This is a genomic window from Microbacterium sp. 22303 (assembly GCF_052045265.1).
In the GTDB taxonomy this organism is placed as follows: domain Bacteria; phylum Actinomycetota; class Actinomycetes; order Actinomycetales; family Microbacteriaceae; genus Microbacterium.
The window spans coordinates 158,804-176,786 of record NZ_JBQEOQ010000005.1 but is presented as its reverse complement, the minus strand read 5'-3'; the positions used below and the strand labels follow the sequence as shown (position 1 = coordinate 176,786).

Here is a 17,983-nt window from a genome sequence, read left to right as displayed (position 1 = left end):
ATGACTTCGGACACGACCACGGAGGGCCTTGTCGCAACGGAGGAGGTCCCGGCCTTCCCGATCGCCTCCGAGCGGGTCGGGGCGCTGCTCGCGCAGATGACCCTCGAGGAGAAGGCCGCGCAGCTCGTCGGGTACTGGCTCGATCAGGGCGGTGAGGTGGTGGCGCCGCTGCAGAACGAGATGGCGGCCGCGGGGCGCCACGACACGCTGGCCGGCATCACCCGCGACGGCATCGGCCACTACACCCGCGTCTACGGCACTCGGCCCGTCGAGCCCACCGAGCGCGCGGCCTGGCTGTGGGCGGAGCAGCGCCGGCTGAAGCGCGAGACGCGCCTCGGCATCCCGGCGCTCGTGCACGAGGAGTGTCTGACCGGGCTTGCCGCGTGGAAGGCGGCGAGCTTCCCGACGCCGCTGGCCTGGGGTGCCTCGTTCGACCCCGAGCTCGTCGCCGAGATGGGCGCGCTCATCGGGGAGTCGATGCGCACCCTCGGCATCCACCAGGGGCTCGCCCCGGTGCTCGACGTGGTGCGCGACCCTCGCTGGGGGCGTGTCGACGAGTGCATCGGCGAGGATCCGTACCTCGTGGGCACCGTGGGAACCGCCTACGTCCAGGGCCTGCAGTCCGCCGGCGTGCACGCCACGCTCAAGCACTTCCTCGGGTACTCCGGCTCACGTGCCGGGCGCAATCACGCCCCGGTGTCCGCCGGGCCGCGTGAGGTCGCGGACGTCTTCCTGCCGCCGTTCGAGATGGCGATCCGGGATGGCGGTGTGCGCAGCGTGATGAACAGCTACGCCGAGATCGACGGCGTTCCTGTCGCATCGGATCCGGCGCTGCTGACGGGGCTCCTCCGGGAGCGGCTCGGGTTCGACGGCGTCGTCGTGGCGGACTATTTCGCGATCGCGTTCCTCGAGGTCATGCATGCCGTCGCGGCCGACCGCGGCGAGGCCGCCGAGCTCGCGCTGCGGGCGGGGATCGATGTCGAGCTGCCCTCCGGCGACGCGTATCTCGAACCCCTCGTCGACAGGGTGCGCAGCGGTGCGCTCGACGAGACGTACCTCGACCGCGCCGTCATCCGGGTGCTCGCCCAGAAGGAGCAGCTCGGGCTGTTCGAGCCCGATGTCTTCGACGACGCGCCCCCCGCAGGCGTCGACCTGGACACGCCGCGGCACCGCGACGTCGCCCGCCGGCTGGCCGCGGAATCGCTCGTGCTGCTGTCGAACGACGGCGTGCTGCCCCTCGCGGCGACGGCACGGCGCATCGCGCTCATCGGGCCGAATGCCGATCGTTCTGAGGCGCTGCAGGGGTGCTACTCCTTCGCGAACCACGTGCTGGCGCACCACCCGGGCTACGAGCTCGGCATCGAGATGCCCACGGTTCGCGAGGCGCTGACCGCCGCCGTCCCGAGGGCTCAGATCGTGCACGTGCGCGGATCCGAGGTCGAAGGCTCCGACCGCACCGGGCTCGCCGATGCCGAGCGGGCCGCCGCGGACGCCGACGTCGCGATCGTCGTGGTCGGGGACCAGGCCGGCCTCTTCGGCCGCGGCACGGTCGGCGAGGGCAACGACGTGGAGTCGCTGGACCTTCCGGGCGTGCAGCGCGAGCTCGTCGAGCGCGTGGTCGCGACGGGAACGCCCGTCGTCATGGTCGTGCTCTCGGGCCGTCCCTACGCGATCGACTGGGCGCTCGACGACGGGGCCGCGCGTCCGGGGGCGGTGCTGCAGGCCTTCTTCCCCGGCGAGGAAGGCGGCACGGCGATCGCGGATGTGCTCACCGGCGCGTCCTCGCCGTCGGGGCGACTGCCCCTGAGCCTGCCTCGATCCTCGGGGGCCCAGCCCTACAGCTACCTGCATCCGATCCTGGGCGGCCCCTCCGACGTCACCTCCACGGATCCGACCCCGCTGCGGCCGTTCGGATTCGGGCTGTCGTACACGAGCTTCGCCTACGAGGAGTTCACCGCCTCCGCCGAGGCCCGCACGGACGGCTCCTTCACCGCGACCGTGACGGTCGCGAACACGGGCGTCCGCCGCGGGGCCGAGGTCGTGCAGCTGTACGGGCGGGACATGGTGGCGAGCGTCACCCGTCCGGTCGCGCAGCTGCTGGGCTACGGGCGGGTCGAGCTCGATCCGGGCGAGCGCCGCACGCTGCGCTTCGAGGTTCCCGCGGCGCGCTTCGCGTTCTCCGACCGCACCCTGACCCGCGTCGTGGAACCGGGGGAGGTGCGGGTGTGGGCTGCCGCCCATGCAGAGGCGTCCGCTCCAGCGCCCGACGACGGCGGAGAAGTCGCCGGCGTCACCGGGGGCGCGATCTCGAACGAGCGCGCTCGTGCGCACCGCGTGCTCGCCGGCGCTGCCACGGCGTCGCTGCCGGTGCAGCTCACGGGCGACGTGCACGAGGTCGGCGCCGCAGACGCCCGTCTGGTGACGGTGTCGAGCGCGTGATCGAGGTCGCCAATCCGATCCTGCCCGGATGCCATCCGGACCCGTCGATCTGCCGGGTGGGCGAGTGGTACTACCTGGTGACATCCACGTTCGAGTACCTCCCCGGCCTGCCGGTGCTGCGTTCGCGCGACCTGGCGCGCTGGGAGACGATCGGGCACGTGATCGACCGCCCCGGCATGCTCGACTTCGAGGGCATCGGATCCTCCGGCGGACTGTACGCGCCGACGATCCGGCACGGGTTGGGGCTGTACTGGGTCGTGTGCACGCTCGTCGACCGGGAGGATCCGTCCCGGGGCGGGAACTTCCTCGTCACCGCGAGCGACCCGGCAGGGCCGTGGAGCGATCCCGTGATGCTCGACGTCGCCGGCATCGACCCGTCGATCGCGTTCGACGACGGAGGGCGCGTGTGGCTGCACGGCACCCGCCTGGCCGCCGATCCGGAGTGGCACGACCAGACCGAGGTCTGGGTGCGGGAGTATGCGCCGGACCGAAGCGCACTCGTGGGCGAGGAGCACGTGATCTGGCGCGGTGCTGTGCACGGCGCGGTCTGGGCGGAGGGCCCGCATCTGTACCGCATCGACGGGAGCTGGTTCCTGCTTGCAGCCGAGGGCGGCACCGAGTTCCACCACGCGGTGAGCGTGGCGCGCGCTGACGCGGTCACCGGGCCGTACGTCGGCAACCGGGCCAACCCGGTCTTCACCCATCGGCATCTGGGGCGGACCAGCACGGTGATCGGCGCTGGGCATGCGGATCTCGTGCAGGCGGCGGACGGATCGTGGTTCGCCGTGATGCTCGCGATGCGCGCGGACGACGGGCACCACTATCCGCTCGGACGGGAGACATTCCTGTGTCCGGTCGTGTGGGAGGACGGCTGGCCGGTCTTCGCGCCGGGCGAAGGGCGCCTTCCCGCCACAGTGCGGATCCCCTGGGCGCCGGAGGAGCCGACGCCGGGGGAGTGGCAGCCGGACGACCGCATCGCCGGCGTCGTCGTGCCATCGGACCCTCGGTGGACCGCGCTGCGCGCCCTGCCCTCCGAGGTCGCGGTCGCCGACGGCGAGGTCTGGCGGCTGCCGGTGCGCGCTGCGACGCTGCACGAGCCATCGGCGCCGGCGTTCCTGGGCGTGCGGCAGCAGCACGCGGATGTCGACGTGCGCTGCGTGCTGGACGTGCGCGGACTCGCCGAGGGAGAGAGCGCCGGCCTGGTGCTGCGGCAGTCGGAGCTCGATCACGTGGCACTCGCGGTCACCCGCACCGCGGAAGGATTGCGACTCTCATCCGAGGAGTGCCGTGCCGGCGACCGGCAGCAGCGAGATCTCGGGCCGCTGTCCGAGGCGGAGGAGGTCGAGCTCGCGCTGAGCGGGCGCGGATACGCGTACTCCGTCCGGCACGGAGAGGCCGAGCTCGCCGTGGCGGACGGACGCGAGCTGGATGCGTCCGCCACGGGCGGCTTCCTGGGGCTCTGGGTCGGCATCCACGCCACGAGCGCGGGTGCCGAGCCGCGCGGCGAGGTGCGCATCACTCGATTCGAGTACGCGCCTGCGCTGGTGGACCACGGCGATCGGTAGCCTGGAGTCCCACCGCGTGCAGGAAGCGAGACGCCGCATGAACGAACGCGCCACGACCGTCGAGGGGGTGCGGCGCACCAACCTCGCCGAGGTGCTGCGCCTCGTGCACCATGCGGGTTCGCGCTCGCGGGCCGTCATCACGGCGGAGACGGGGCTGAACCGCTCCACGGTCTCGGATCTGGTCGGACGGCTGGTGGAGGCGGGTCTCGTCGAGGAGCACGAGCCCGATCCCACGCGCCGGGTGGGGCGCCCCTCCCCGGTCGTCGCACCGAGCCCCGGCGTCGTCGCCATCGGCGTCAACCCCGAGATCGACGCCGTCGAGATCGGTGCGATCGCACTGGGCGGCGCCGTGCGAGAGCGGGTGCGGATCCCCGCTGAGCAGCCCGAGGTCGCGGACGTCGTCCGGATCGTGACCGACGTCGTGCGCGAATGGCGCGACGGAGCATTGCGCGGGTGCCGCATCGAGGGCATCGGCGTCGCGGTGCCCGGTCTGGTGCGCGCCTCGGACGGGATGGTGCGGTTCGCCCCGCACCTGGATTGGCGCGATGCCGACATCGCGGGGCCGCTTGCGGCAGCCCTCGGCATCGACGTGGTCGTGGGCAATGACGCCTCGCTCGGCGCGCGGGCCGAGCGGCTCTTCGGCGCGGCACGGGAGCACGAGGACGTCGTGTACCTGAACGGCGGTGCCAGCGGTATCGGCGGCGGGCTGATCCTGCACGGCCGGCTCATCGGGGGCGTCGGCGGGTATGCCGGGGAGTGGGGGCAGACCGCTGCGAGCGTGGCGGATGCCGCGGACCGGCGCGCCGAAGGCGGAGTGCTGGAGGACGAGGTGAACCGGGCCCGCCTGGTCTCGGCCGCGGGCCTCGCCGCGCCCGACGACGTCGAGCTCCGTGCGGCGCTCGACGCTGCTGACGAGGGGCCGGTGATCGCCGAGGCCGCACGGCAGTGCCGCATCCTCACGGCCACTCTGGGCAACGCCGTCAACGTGCTGAACCCGGCGATGATCGTGCTGGGCGGCTTCCTCGCGATCCTGCGGGATCTGGATCCGGACTCCTTCGATGCCGAGGTGCGACGGCGTGCGCTCGCCGCGTCGGCCGAGGGGCTGGAGATCTCCGCGGCCGCACTCGGCGCGGACCGCCTGCTCATCGGGGCTGCCGACGCCGCCTTCGAACGACTGCTGGCGGACCCCCTGGGCTGAGCAGACCGAATCCTCTGCTCGGGTTCGGATCCATCGATCGGATCAGGATCCACTGACCGGATCCGGATCCCGTTCAGGTCGCAGAATCGGCTGCTCCCGAGGCCTGGGAACAGCCGATACTGCGACCTGAATCGCGAGAGTGCGACCTGAGCGAGTCGACCGCACCCGCGTGACGGGGCGCGCCGGCTCAGCTCCGGGCGACCTCGAACTCCACGGCCGACCACGACAGCGCCGGCAGGGTGAGGCGCACCGCGCCGTCGTCGAGCGTCACGCCCTCGAGCGGGCGCAGGCCGACCGCGTCCGGCGTCTGCTCCAGGTTCGCGGTGAGCCGGTCGCCGTCCTCGGGCACGGTGAGCACCTCGGCGGAGCGCACCGCGGTCGCGCGCAGTCCGTGCAGGGCGAGGTCGACGGTCGCCTCCGAGTCCAGCGAGCGGTTCGCGACGAACAGGGCGAGCCGTCCCGACGCCTCATCCCACGTCGCGACGGCGTCCACTTCGTCCACGTCGCCGTACTGCGCGGTCGCGCCCTGCGACGAAGAGATCGCCAGGCGCATGATCCGCCCCTTCGCCATCCGCGCCATCCGTGCGAACGGCCAGAAGATGGTCTGCCGCCAGGCGGGCCCGCCCTCCTCGGAGCGGATCGGAGCGATGACGTTCACGAGCTGGGCCTGGTTGGCGATCTTCACACGGTCGCCGTGCCGCAGCAGGCTGTGCAGGAACGTGCCGACCACGACCGCGTCGGTGACGTTGTACGTGTCCTCGATGAGGCGGGGGTGCTCGCGCCAGCCGGCCGCGGCCACCTCGCCCTCCTCGACGTCATTGAACCGGTCGAAGTCCCAGACGTTCCACTCGTCGAAGGAGATGTCCACCTGCTTGCTGTGCTTGCCGGCGGCCTTGACCGCGTCGATCGTCGAGATCACGCCGTCGATGAACATGTCCATCTCCACGCCCTCGGCGAGGAACGACGCCGCATCGCCGTTCTTCTCGCGGTAGTACGCGTGCATCGAGATGTAGTCGACCTCGTCATACGCGTGCGTGAGCACGGTGTGCTCCCAGGTGCCGAAGGTGGGCATCCCCCGGTTGGAGGAGCCGACCGCCACGAGCTCGATGGTCGGATCCACGAGCTTCATTGCCTTGGCGGTCTCCTGTGCAAGCCGGCCGTACTCGTGCGCGGTCTTGTGGCCGATCTGCCACGGTCCGTCCAGCTCGTTGCCGAGGCACCACAGCTTGATGCCGAACGGATCCTCTGCGCCGTTGCGGCGGCGCAGATCCGACCAATACGTACCACCGGGGTGGTTGGCGTACTCGACCAGCGCGCGCGCCTCCTCGACGCCGCGCGTGCCGAGGTTGATGGCCTCCATGACCTCGACCTCCGCCTCGCGCGACCAGTCCATGAACTCGTGCAGGCCGAACGCGTTCGTCTCGATCGTGTGCCAGGCGCCGTCCATCCGCACAGGACGATCGGCGACGGGGCCGACGCCGTCCTCCCAGCGGTAGCCGGAGACGAAGTTGCCGCCGGGATAGCGGACCACGGTCGGTCCGAGTTCTCGCACGAGCTCGAGCACGTCGGTGCGGAAGCCGCGGGCGTCCGCCGCCGGGTGGCCGGGCTCGTAGATGCCGGTGTAGACGCAGCGGCCCATGTGCTCGACGAACTGGCCGAACAGGCGGCGCGGGACGTCGGCGAGCGAGAAGTCGCGGTCGATGGTGATGCGGGCGTGGGTCATGGAGATTCGATCCGTTCGGGTCATTGACCGCCGAAGCCGCTGGTGGCGACTCCCTTGACGATCTGCTTCTGGAAGATGAGGAAGACGACGATGAGGGGGAGGGCGGCGAGCACGGCCTGGGCCATGACCTGCGCGTACTGCACCCCGTAGGCGCTGATGACGGTCTGCAGGCCGACCGGCAGGGTCATCAGCCCGGTGTCGTTGATCACGAGGAACGGCCACAGGAAGTTGTTCCAGGCGCCGATGAACACGAAGATCGCGACGGAGGCGAGGATCGGCCGCGACAGCGGCAGCACGATCGACCAGAACACCCGGAACCTCGACGCGCCGTCGACGCGCGCCGCATCCTCGAGCTCGATCGGGATCGCGTCGAAGAAGCGCTTCAGGATGAAGACCATCGCCGGCGCCACGACCTGCGGCAGGATCAGGCCCCAGTGCGTGTCGACCAGGTTGAAGGCGAGCATCTCGTAGAACAGCGGGATGATCAGCACCTGCGGCGGCACGACGATCGCCGCGACGATGACGACGAACAGCCACTTGCGGCCGCGGAAGTCGAGCCGGGAGAACGCGTAGGCGGCGAGGGCCGAGATCGTTACGGTGAGCACGGTGACCGCGGTCGCGGTCCACAGGCTGTTCCACGCCCAGAGGTAGACGTTGCCCTGCGAGAGGATCGAGCCGAACGCCTGGGCGCTCGGACCGCTCGCGCCGATCCAGCCGGGGTCGCCGGAGGCGGCATCGGTCTCGGTCTTGAACGCGGTCGCGACCGCCCACAGGAACGGCAGCAGCCACCCGATCGCGAGGATCAGCAGCACCGCGAAGGCGAGCACGGTGAGAACGGTGAACCGGCGGCCGATCGGCCGGCGGGTGCGAGCGCGCGCAGCGCCCGGAGCGACGAGAGTGCGGGTCGCGGTGGTCATCGGGCGTCCTTCCGCCGACGGGTGATCAGCGCCTGCACGACGCCGAGGATGATGATGATCGCGAAGAACACGTACGAGATGGCGGCAGAGTAGCCGAACCGGTATCCGACGAAGCCGGTCTCGTAGATGTACTGCACGATCGATCGGGTGGTGTCGCTGGAGAGGCCGCCGAGCATCTGGTACGCCTGATCGAACAGCTTGAGCGATGCGAGGATCTGCAGCAGGCCGATGAGCGTGGTCGCCGGTCCCAGCTGGGGGAGCGTGATCGAGGTGAACTGCCGCCAGCCGCCGGCGCCGTCCAGCGACGCCGCCTCGTACTGCTGCTGCGGGATGTTCTGCAGGGCGGCCAGGTAGAGCAGGAAGTTGAAGCCGACTGTCCACCATACGGTCGCGATGACGATCGCGAGCATGTTGATCTTCGGATCCTGCAGCCAGGCGATCGGCTCGAGACCGAAGGCCTTCAGGACGTTGTTCGCCGCACCGATCTGCGGGTTGAAGATCCAGATCCAGATCTGCGAGATGACCGTGGACGCCAGCAGGTACGGCATGAAGAACGACAGCCGCCACAGCCACTGGCCGGGCAGGCCCCGGTCGACGAGCACCGCCATGAGCAGGGCGATGACGACGAGCGGGATCGTGGACAGCAGGGTGAACCACGCCGTGTTGCCGAATGCTCCCCACATCACCGGGTCGCTGAGCGCCTCGACGTAGTTCGCGAGCCCGACGAAGCCGCCCCCGGATCCGGTGAGGGACTGGTCGGTGAAGCTCAGATAGAGCCCCTGCAGGATCGGCCAGGCGAGGAACAGCGCGAAAGCCACCAGGAACGGCGCGAGGAAGACCCAGCCGATCAGCTGCTCGCCGCGGTGGGATCCGCCCGCGTGGCGCCGGGTGGTTCGGGTCGCCGCGCGGCCGGTGACGATGGTCGTGGTGGTGGGGGCCGTCGTGGTCATCTCCGTGCTCCTTCCGGATCGGCGGGATTGGGTTGGGCGAGGAAGCGCTTCACGGCGGCCTCGAAACGGGTGATGGCATCGGCGGGGCTGCCTCCGCCGAGGAGGGCGGGCTGCGCGGCGGCGCCGAACTGGCCCTGGAAGTTGGATCCGGATCCGGTGAACCACGCGGGCGGGTCGTAGCGCACGTACTTCGCGGCCTCCGCGTAGTGCGCCTGCGGAAGCAGCTTCGCGTACTTCGCGGACTCGGTGACCGGCAGGTACGCGGGGACGTGCCCGGCCTCGGCCCAGCCGAAGGAGCCCTTCAGCATGTCGGCCACGAAGCGGTACACGAGATCGCGGCCCGCCGCATCGGGGTGCGACTGGTGCGGCAGAACGAAGGAGTGCGAGTCGGCGTAGACCGCGCGGGTGCCGAAGAGCGGCGGGATCATCGCGACGTCGAAGGGGATCTTCGCGGCCTGCATCGTGCGCAGCTCCCACACGCCGCTGAGGAACATTCCGCTCTTGCCCGTCGCGAACTCCGCGACCGCTGTGCCGTAGTCGGCCTGCTTCGCGGCCCTCTTGCCGTCGAGCAGCTTCTGCATGAACTCGAGCGACGCGACGGCGGCGTCCCTGTCGATCACGGCGGAGCCGCCCTGCGGCATGTCCATCTCGATGCCGTGCTGGGTGTACAGCGTGTAGAACAGCCGCCACATCTGGGAGCCGTCGCCGAGGTAGCCGTAGGAGAGGCCGTGCCCGCCGGTGACGCCGGCGATCGCGTCGACCATCGCGAGGAACTCCTCGGGGCTGGTCGCCTCCTTCAGGCGGCCGTCCTTGTCGAGCACACCCGCCTTGCTGCAGACGTCGGTGTTGTACATGAGGACGAAGGGGTGCGCGTCGAGGGCGAGGCTGAGGCGCCGGCCGTCGACGTCGCCCTTCTTCCAGATCGGATCCGGGAACGTGGACGCGTCCACGCCGAGGTCCGAGAGGCGGTCGGTGTCCCAGGCGTCGAGGAGACCGCCCGGTGCCCAGCCGAGCACACGGGTGGCGTGCATGATCGCGACGTCGGGAGCCCGTCCGCCGGCCGCGGCCATGGCGAGTTTCGTGTAGTAGGGGGTGCCCCAGGCCAGTACGGTGGGGCGGATGCGGTAGGCCGACTGCGCCTTGTTCACGCCCTCGAGCAGGCCGGACATCGTGACGCCGTCGCCGCCCGACAGCAGGTGCCAGAACTGCAGTGTGCGCGTGCCCGACGCGGATGCCGAGGACGGGGAGCATCCGGCGAGCAGGGCGGCACCCGCGGTGAGGCCCGCGGCGCCGAGGAATTGCCGCCGGTTCAGATCGAGAGGTGGTGTCATCGTCACTCCTTCGTGGACGATCGGGGGATGCCGACATCATTACATCGATGAAATGGAGTGCGCAAGAGGCTTCTGAGACCGGTCACGGAGTCGTCGTCCAGTCCCGCCCGGGAGCGCGGTCAGCGCCCTGCGGTCCAGCCGGCCGGAGCGGCGCCGGTGCTCTCGCGCACGATGAGCCGGTGCGGCACAGTGATCGTGCGCGGGGTTCCGGTCGGATCCGCGATCCGCTCGGCGAGCAGGTCGACCGCGGCCGCGGCGAAGGCGGCCCGGTCGATCTGCACCGTGGACAGGGCGGGATCGGTGAAGCGGGCGAGCTCCACGTCGTCGAAGCCCGTGACGAGCACGTCCTCCGGGACTCGGATGCCGCGGTTGTGCAAGACATGCAGTGCGCCGGCGGCGAGTGAGTCGGTGAAAGCCAGGACGGCGTCGAACGGCACGCCGCGATCGAGCAGCTCGGTCATCGCGGACGCGCCCCCGCTCATCGTCCAGTCCGAATGGTTCGCCGTCAGGCGCGGGTCCGCGGGGAGCCCGGCCTCCGCGAGCGCCTGGCGCACCCCCTGCAGGCGGAGCCGGCTAGTGGCGGTCGCGATCGCGTGCTGGTCGTCGCCGCCGACGACGGCGATCCGGCGCGCGCCACGGGCGATCACGTGCCGCGTCAGCTCCGCAGCCCCGGTGACGCTGTCGATCCCCACGTGGTCGACGAGCTGGTGCTCGACCTCGCCGATCAGGACGACCGGCAACTGCCGGTCCTCGTCGGTGAGGGCACTGTCCTCGAGCCGGATGGGGTTCAGGATCAGCCCGTCGACGAGGTGCGCACGGGCGCGCGAGAGAAGTTCGCGTTCGCGGCGCGGTTCGGATCCGGTCTGCTCGACCTGCACAGCGAAGCCCTTCAGCCGGGCGGCCTGGACGATGTGGTCGAGCAGTTCAGCGGAGAACGACGTCGCGAGGTAGGGGAGGGCGAGGGCGATGACCCCGGAGCGGCCGTTGCGCAGGCTCCGGGCGCTCAGGTTGGGCACGAAGTCGAGCTTGCGCATCGCGTCTTCGACGCGCTCGCGCGTGTCCTCGCGCACGAAGACCGTGCCGGTGACCACGTTCGATACCGTCTTCGCCGAGACGCCGGCCAGTGATGCGACGTCCCGCATCGTCGCGCGCGTGCCCCCTGCCATGCGCTCAGCCTATGCCCGCGCATTCGAGTTGCGGATCCGCCATCGTTCTATCGATGTAAGCGGGTTCTATGATGTGGCGATGAGCATCGGGACGAACTGGGCCGGCAACCTGCACTACGGCGCGGCGGGGATCGCCCGTCCGCGCAACCGCGACGAACTGCACGATGCGCTCGCGACCGCGGGTCCGCTGCGCCCGCTCGGATCCCGGCACAGCTTCAACGCGATCGCCGACACCGCGGGCACGCTCATCGACCTCTCCGCGATGCCCGCCGAGGTGCAGCAGACGGCGCCCGATGCCGTGCGTGTGCCGGGCGGTATCCGCTATGGCGACCTCGGGGCCGAACTGCAGCGCCGCGGGCTGGCGCTGGCGAACCTCGCTTCGTTGCCGCACATCTCGGTCGCCGGCGCCGTCTCCACCGGGACGCACGGGTCGGGCGATGCGACCGGATCCCTCGCCACGGCTGTGCGGGCGCTCACGTTCGCAGGCCCGGACGGTGAGCGCACTCTGCGCCGGGGGGACGCGGACTTCGATGGAGCGGTCGTGTCGCTCGGCGCGCTCGGTGTGATCGTCGAGCTCGAACTGGAGGTGGAGCCGGCGTACGACGTGGCGCAGACCGTGCACGAGGGGCCGGCGTGGGACGCCGTGCTGGCCGACTTCGACCGGGTCACCGCGCTGGGCACGAGCGTCAGCCTGTTCAGCCGCTGGACCGACCGCGACCGTGCCGACCAGCTCTGGGTGAAGAACCGGGTCGGCGGCGTCGCTCTCGACGAAGAACTGCTCGCTCAGCTCGGAACCACTCCGGCGGTTGTGCAGCGGCACCCGATCCTCGGCGTCGCGGCCGAGGCCTGCACTCCGCAGCTCGGCGAGCCCGGACCCTGGCACGAACGGCTGCCTCATTTCCAGCTGGCGTTCACACCCTCGGCGGGCGAGGAGCTGCAGAGCGAGTACCTGGTGCCGCGGCGCGACGCCGTGCGTGCCATCGAGGCGATCCGCGCGCTCGCCGACCGGATCGCACCGCTGCTGCTCGTGAACGAGATCCGCACGGTCGCCGCCGACGACCTGTGGCTGAGTTCGTCGTACGGCGAGGGCGCGGTGGGTCTGCACTTCACCTGGCGCCGGGACCAGCCCGCGGTCGAGGCGCTGCTGCCGGTGATCGAGGCGGCGCTGCCCGACACCGCCCGTCCGCACTGGGGCAAGCTCGCCACGCTCGAACCGGCGGAGATCCGCCGCCGCTACGCCCGCTGGGCGGACTTCGCGGCGCTCGCGAGTCGGATGGATCCGGCAGGCCGATTCCGCAACGCGTACCTGGAGCGGCTCGGGCTGTAGTGCCGGGACGAGTCTGGCTGCGGTTCGGTGCCAGGCGTTCGGGCGCCGGCGCTCCGGCGTCGGCTCGGGCGTTCGCGTGCTCGGACCGTGCCCGCGGACCAGGTGCGTGCGCCGGGCGTTCGGGCGCCGCGTTCAAGTCGCACTTTCTGCTGCGTGGAGCCCCTCGATGGAGCAGAAACTGCGACCTGAACGCGAGGATCGCGACCTGAAGCGGTTCGCTGGGAAGGGTTCCTCCTCACGTTGGATCCGTGACGCCGCGTGCCGGCCTCGTCGTCGGCGGTCGGCGCCGGGCCCGTACACTCTCAGGCGTGAGTGAGTCGAAGCCGCAGCGCGCCGCCGGAGTGCGAGAGGTCGCTGCGCTCGCGGGCGTCTCGCGGCAGACCGTGTCGCGCGTGCTCAACGATCATCCGGACGTCGCACCCGACACGCACGCCCGCGTCGTGGCGGCGATGGAGGAGCTCGGCTACCGCATGAACAACGCCGCGCGGGCGCTCGGCACGCACCGCACGCGCACGATCGGCGTCCTCGCCTCGGATGCCCTGCAATACGGCCCCTCGCGGAGCATGGCGGCGATCGAGGCGTCAGCGCGCGAGGCCGGGTACTGGATCACCGCGGCGTTCGCCGATTCCGGCGACGAGGCCTCCGTCCGCGACGCGATCGAGCACCTGCGCGCGCAGTCGGTGGACGGGATGATCGTGTTCGCGCCGCATGCGCGCACGCTCGACGTGCTCGACGCGCTGCGCATCGGGACCCCCGTCGTGATCCTGCACGCCGCCGAGCGGGCCGACTTCTCGGTCGATCAGCGGGCGGGCGCGCGCCTCGCCGTGGCGACCCTCGCCGACGCCGGACACGAGCGGATCGCACACCTCGCCGGCCCGGCGGACTGGCTCGAGGCCGAGGCGCGGGCCGCCGGCTTCGCCGAGGAGCTCGCGGCGCGCGGTCTGCCCGCCGGCGCGGTCTTCGCGGGTGACTGGAGCCCGCGCTCGGGCCATGAGGCCGCGGCGGCCGTGATCGCCTCCGGCGCGACCGCGGTCTTCGCCGCGAACGACCAGATGGCGCTCGGCCTGATCGGCGGCCTGCGCGCGGCGGGAGTGGACGTTCCGGCGCAGCTCAGCATCGTCGGGTTCGACGACGTGCCCGAAGCGGCGTACGCCTGGCCGCCGCTCACGACCGTGCGACAGGACTTCGAGGAGCTCGCGCGGCGTGCGGTCGCGCAGGTGATCGCGCAAAGCGGATCCGGTGCTCCCGGTGCCGGCAGCGCGGGGGCGTCGGGCGCGCCGGCGTCCGCGGTATCCGGCTCGACGGATCCGATCGCCCCCGTCCTGGTCGCCCGCGACTCGGTGGTTCCGCCCTCGGCCTGAGCGCCCTCGAGTCGGTGGTTCCGCCGTCGGCCTGAGTGCCCTCGATCTGCGGACGGCCCCGTTCGCTCAGGTCGCGGATTTTGTCCGCCGGATATTCAGGTCGCAATTTCTGCGGCCTCGGGGATCCGGATAGAGCCGAAAGTGCGACCTGAGCAGCAGGAGCGCGACCTGAAGCATCCGACAGTCAGCACGGCGGTCGCCGCGCCCAACAGGGCCTGTGGATAACCTTCGACGCCGGGCGACGATCCTGACACGGTGGGGGAGTGTCTCGCTCCCAACCGCTCCCTGATGCACTCGGCTCCTCGTTCGCTGTCGGCGAGGCCCGGGCCCTCGGAGTGCGGGCCGGACGGCTGCGCGGCTCCGACCTGCTCCGGCCGTACTCCGGCCTGCGCACTCGCCGCTCCACCGACGTGCCGGACCGTGGCGAGGATCCTTTCGCCGCACAACGACGGATCCGCGTCGAGCAGGCGCTGGCGTACGCACCGCGGCTGCGGCCTGGTCAGTACTTCAGCCACGAGACGGCTGCGGCGCTGTGGGGCGGCCCGCTGCCGATCGTCCGTGACGATCGCGTCGTCGGCGTGCACGTGAGCACCCTCGGCGAGGGGCCGCTCGTGCGGGCGGTGGGCGTCGAGCGCCATCGCGGGGATCCGAGACTCGTTCGCGTGCTCACCGATCTTGGGATTCCCGTCGCGTCTCCCGCCTCGACCTGGACGCAGATGGGGCACCTGCCGTTCTCCGCGCTGGTGGCACTGGGCGACTGCTTCTGCCGGATGTGGCGGCCCGGTGTGGGGCGTCCGCATGCGGGGAAGCCGCCGCTGGCGACCGTCGCTCAGCTCCGCGCCGACATCGGTGCGGGACGACGCCTCGGGGCTCCGATGCTGCGCGAGGCGATCGAGTGGATCCGAGAGGACTCCTGGTCGCCGCGGGAGTCTGAGCTTCGCTGCCTGATCGTCGCCGCAGGGCTGCCCGAGCCGCTGCTGAACGTCGATCTGTTCGACGGCTCGACGTTCTTGGGCTGCGTCGACATGGTCTACCCGGAGCGGAAGGTGGCGATCGAATACCTGGGGAGGGTGCACGCGAACAGCTGGGGCGCGGACGTGGAGCGGCTGGCACGACTTCGCGCGGCCGGGTGGACGGTGATCGAGGTCACGGCGGAGCTCATTGCGGATCCGCCTGAGCTGCTCGGCCGCATACGGCGCGCGCTCGGCTTCTGACTCCGAGCCCGGCGACGGCTTCGGCGTGTGCGCCCCCGGCCGCGGTGTCGGCGTGTGCGCCCGGGTTCGAACGGGCGCCGGCTCCCGGCGTCCGCTTCGGCGTCTGCGCCGGCTCACGTTCCCCACTCAGGTCGCACTTCCATCGTTCAGGTCGCAGTTTCTGCGGCTTGGAGGGCCTCGATAGAGCCGAAAGTGCGACCTGAACTGCAGGAGTGCGACCTGGGGAGCAGGAGTGCGAACTGAGCAGCAGGAGTGCGACCTGGGGAGCAGGAGTGCGACCTGAACTGCAGGAGTGCGACCGCCAGGGGATCGCGTCGTTCCGAGAGCGTGCAACGAGCCCGGTCCCGGCGGCCCTTGACGGACCGAGCGCAGGGATGTCAGACTTGCCGTGACCGGTCACAGTAGCCCAGGAACTCCGGGCGCCACCCGAGAGGATCCGAATGGCCATCTTCGCCCCCGACGTCGAGCAGGCGATCGACGTCGTCCGCGCCGATGTGGCCCGGCTGCACGCCGAGCTCGTGCGCTACGGCCTTGTGGTCTGGACCGGCGGCAACATCTCCGGCCGGGTCCGGCTCTCGGAAGACGGCAGCGGCGACCTGTTCGTGATCAAGCCCTCCGGCGTCGGCTACGACGACCTCGCTCCGGAGAACATGATCCTCTGCGACCTCGACGGCACGGCGATTCCGGGCAGCCCGGGCAGCGACCGCAGCCCGTCGAGCGACACCGCCGCGCACGCGTACGTCTACCGGAACATGCCCGAGATCGGCGGCGTCGTGCACACCCACTCCGACTACGCCGTGGCCTGGGCGGCGCGCGGTGAGGAGATCCCCTGCGTGATCACGGCGATGGCCGACGAGTTCGGCGGGCCGATCCCGGTGGGCCCGTTCGCGATCATCGGCGACGACTCGATCGGCCGCGGGATCGTTCAGACTCTGCGTGGGCACCGCAGTCGTGCGGTGCTCATGCAGAACCACGGACCGTTCACGATCGGCGTGGACGCGAAGGACGCGGTCAAGGCCGCCGTCATGGTCGAGGACGTGGCGCGCACGGTGCACCTCGCCCGCGAGGCGGGGCCGCTCATCCCGATCCCGCAGGAGGCGATCGACAGCCTCTACAACCGGTACCAGAACGTCTACGGGCAGAACACGGACGCTCGCCGATGAGCGCGCGCGACGACATCCTCGCCGGCCGCACGAGCCTCGGCATCGAACTGGGATCCACGCGCATCAAGGCGTGCCTGATCGGATCCGATCCGGCGGTCGTGCTCGCGAGCGGATCCTCATCCTGGGAGAACCGTCTCGAGGACGGGCTGTGGACCTACGGCCTCGACGAGGTCTGGGCGGGCCTCCAGGAGGCCTACGCGACGCTCGTCGCCGACGTGCACGACCGCTACGGCGTGCGGCCGACGACGGTCGGAGCCATCGGCATCTCCGCCATGATGCACGGCTACCTGGCCTTCGACGCCGAGGGCGAGCTGCTCGTGCCGTTCCGCACCTGGCGCAACACCAGCACCGCGGTCGCGGCGGCGGAGCTCACGGAGCTGTTGGGCGTGAACATCCCGCTGCGCTGGTCGATCGCGCACCTGCACCAGGCCGTCCTCGACGGCGAGGAGCACGTGCCTCGGATCGCGAGCGTGAACACCCTCGCCGGGTACGTGCACGAGCGCCTGACCGGCCGCCGGGCGCTGGGCGTCGGCGACGCCTCGGGCATGTTCCCGATCGACTCCGCGACCGGCTACTACGACGCGGCCATGGTCGCGTCCTACGACGCGCTCGCCGCGGGCCGGCTTCCCGCACCCCTGACCGCACTGCTCCCCGCGGTGCTGCCCGCCGGCGCCGACGCCGGCGCGCTCACCGCCGAGGGCGCGCTGCTGTTGGATCCGTCCGGATTCCTCGCGGCCGGCGTCCCGCTCTGCCCGCCTGAGGGCGACGCCGGCACCGGCATGGTCGCCACGAACGCGGTCACCCCGCGCTCCGGCAACGTCAGCGCGGGAACGAGCATCTTCGCGATGGTCGTCCTCGAACGACCGCTCGAAGGTCTGCACCACGAGATCGACCTCGTCACGACCCCGGCCGGCGACGCCGTCGCCATGGTGCACTGCAACAACGGCGCGAGCGAGCTCGCCGCCTGGGCGGGGCTGTTCACTCGCTTCGCCATCGCGGCCGGCGCGCCCGTGAGCGACGACACCGCCTTCGAGGCGCTGTTCCGCGAGGCACTCGCGGGTGAGGCCGACGCGGGCGGACTGCTCGCCTACAACCACCTCGCGGGGGAGCCGATCGCCGGACTCACTGAGGGACGACCGCTTCTCGTGCGCACCCCCGACAGCGCCTTCACCCTGGCGAATTTCATGCGCGCCCAGCTCTACGGCGTGTTCGGCACGCTCGCGTTGGGCATGCAGACCCTCGCCGCGGAGGGCGTGCAGCTCGATCGGATGTATGCCCATGGCGGAATGTTCCGCACCGCGGGCGTGGCGCAGCGCTTCCTCGCCGGTGCCCTGGGCGCGCCCGTCGCGGTGGGCGAGGCGGCGTCCGAAGGCGGAGCGTGGGGGATCGCGGTCCTCGCGTCGTACCTCGCGCACGCGGGCGAACGGAGCCTGGGCGACTACCTCGACCGGCAGGTGTTCGCCTCGGCGGACATCGCCGTGGCGGATCCGGATCCTGACGACGTCGCCGGATTCGCCGCCTACCTCGACCGCTACCGCGCCGGCCTCGCCATCGAGGCCGCCGCCGTGAACTCCCTTCCATCGGGTCGTTGAGCGAGCGGAGCGAGACGAAACGCAGCCTCCCGCGGAA

Annotated in this window: 13 protein-coding genes; 8 read left to right on the top strand and 5 right to left on the bottom strand. The window is 71.2% G+C overall.

Annotated elements, in window-relative coordinates:
* Genes ACTJI8_RS15115 through ACTJI8_RS15105 form a run of 3 tightly spaced genes read left to right on the top strand, consistent with a single transcriptional unit; the run spans nt 1 to nt 5,202 of the window.
* Entirely contained in the window at nt 1-2,439 is a 2,439-nt protein-coding gene (locus tag ACTJI8_RS15115) for a glycoside hydrolase family 3 N-terminal domain-containing protein (protein WP_440734241.1), read from the top strand.
* Complete coding sequence (locus ACTJI8_RS15110; RefSeq protein ID WP_440734240.1) at nt 2,436-4,004, top strand: family 43 glycosylhydrolase; 1,569 nt, start codon at nt 2,436-2,438, stop codon at nt 4,002-4,004. The genes ACTJI8_RS15115 and ACTJI8_RS15110 overlap by 4 nt, the downstream gene beginning before the upstream one ends.
* Before the next feature lie 37 nt (nt 4,005-4,041).
* Nucleotides 4,042-5,202, top strand: a complete 1,161-nt coding sequence (locus ACTJI8_RS15105; RefSeq protein WP_440734239.1) for an ROK family transcriptional regulator — start codon at nt 4,042-4,044, stop codon at nt 5,200-5,202.
* Nucleotides 5,203-5,389: 187 nt separating this feature from the next.
* Here ACTJI8_RS15105 and arfA read toward each other — a convergent pair whose 3' ends face one another.
* The 5 genes from arfA to ACTJI8_RS15080 all read right to left on the bottom strand — a co-directional run bounded on the left by arfA (nt 5,390) and on the right by ACTJI8_RS15080 (nt 11,289).
* Entirely contained in the window at nt 5,390-6,925 is a 1,536-nt protein-coding gene (gene arfA, locus ACTJI8_RS15100) for an arabinosylfuranosidase ArfA (RefSeq protein ID WP_440734238.1), read from the bottom strand.
* 20 nt (nt 6,926-6,945) lie between these two features.
* A complete protein-coding gene (locus ACTJI8_RS15095) occupies nt 6,946-7,842 on the bottom strand; it encodes a carbohydrate ABC transporter permease (protein ID WP_440734237.1) in 897 nt (298 codons plus the stop codon).
* The gene (locus tag ACTJI8_RS15090) at nt 7,839-8,792 is read right to left on the bottom strand and encodes a carbohydrate ABC transporter permease (RefSeq protein ID WP_440734236.1); all 954 of its coding nucleotides are present in this window, start codon (nt 8,790-8,792) and stop codon (nt 7,839-7,841) included. The genes ACTJI8_RS15095 and ACTJI8_RS15090 overlap by 4 nt, the downstream gene beginning before the upstream one ends.
* Complete coding sequence (locus tag ACTJI8_RS15085) at nt 8,789-10,123, bottom strand: extracellular solute-binding protein (RefSeq protein WP_440734235.1); 1,335 nt, start codon at nt 10,121-10,123, stop codon at nt 8,789-8,791. Before ACTJI8_RS15085 ends, ACTJI8_RS15090 begins: the two co-directional genes overlap by 4 nt.
* Before the next feature lie 119 nt (nt 10,124-10,242).
* Nucleotides 10,243-11,289, bottom strand: a complete 1,047-nt coding sequence (locus tag ACTJI8_RS15080) for a LacI family DNA-binding transcriptional regulator (RefSeq protein WP_440734234.1) — start codon at nt 11,287-11,289, stop codon at nt 10,243-10,245.
* 79 nt (nt 11,290-11,368) lie between these two features.
* On the opposite strand from ACTJI8_RS15080, the gene ACTJI8_RS15075 reads away from it, so the two are divergent.
* The 5 genes from ACTJI8_RS15075 to ACTJI8_RS15055 all read left to right on the top strand — a co-directional run bounded on the left by ACTJI8_RS15075 (nt 11,369) and on the right by ACTJI8_RS15055 (nt 17,946).
* Nucleotides 11,369-12,616 carry an FAD-binding protein gene (locus tag ACTJI8_RS15075; RefSeq protein WP_440734233.1) on the top strand — a complete coding sequence of 416 codons (1,248 nt, stop codon included), beginning with the start codon at nt 11,369-11,371 and terminating at the stop codon, nt 12,614-12,616.
* 308 nt (nt 12,617-12,924) lie between these two features.
* Nucleotides 12,925-13,977, top strand: a complete 1,053-nt coding sequence (locus ACTJI8_RS15070) for a LacI family DNA-binding transcriptional regulator (RefSeq protein WP_440734232.1) — start codon at nt 12,925-12,927, stop codon at nt 13,975-13,977.
* A 263-nt stretch (nt 13,978-14,240) separates the two neighbouring features.
* Nucleotides 14,241-15,191: a hypothetical protein gene (locus ACTJI8_RS15065; RefSeq protein WP_440734231.1), complete on the top strand. Its 951-nt coding sequence runs from the start codon at nt 14,241-14,243 to the stop codon at nt 15,189-15,191.
* Nucleotides 15,192-15,631: 440 nt separating this feature from the next.
* A complete protein-coding gene (locus ACTJI8_RS15060; protein ID WP_440734230.1) occupies nt 15,632-16,354 on the top strand; it encodes an L-ribulose-5-phosphate 4-epimerase in 723 nt (240 codons plus the stop codon).
* Nucleotides 16,351-17,946 (top strand): xylulokinase, encoded by a 1,596-nt coding sequence (locus ACTJI8_RS15055; protein ID WP_440734229.1) that lies wholly within the window; start codon nt 16,351-16,353, stop codon nt 17,944-17,946. Before ACTJI8_RS15060 ends, ACTJI8_RS15055 begins: the two co-directional genes overlap by 4 nt.
* Nucleotides 17,947-17,983 lie beyond the last annotated feature (37 nt).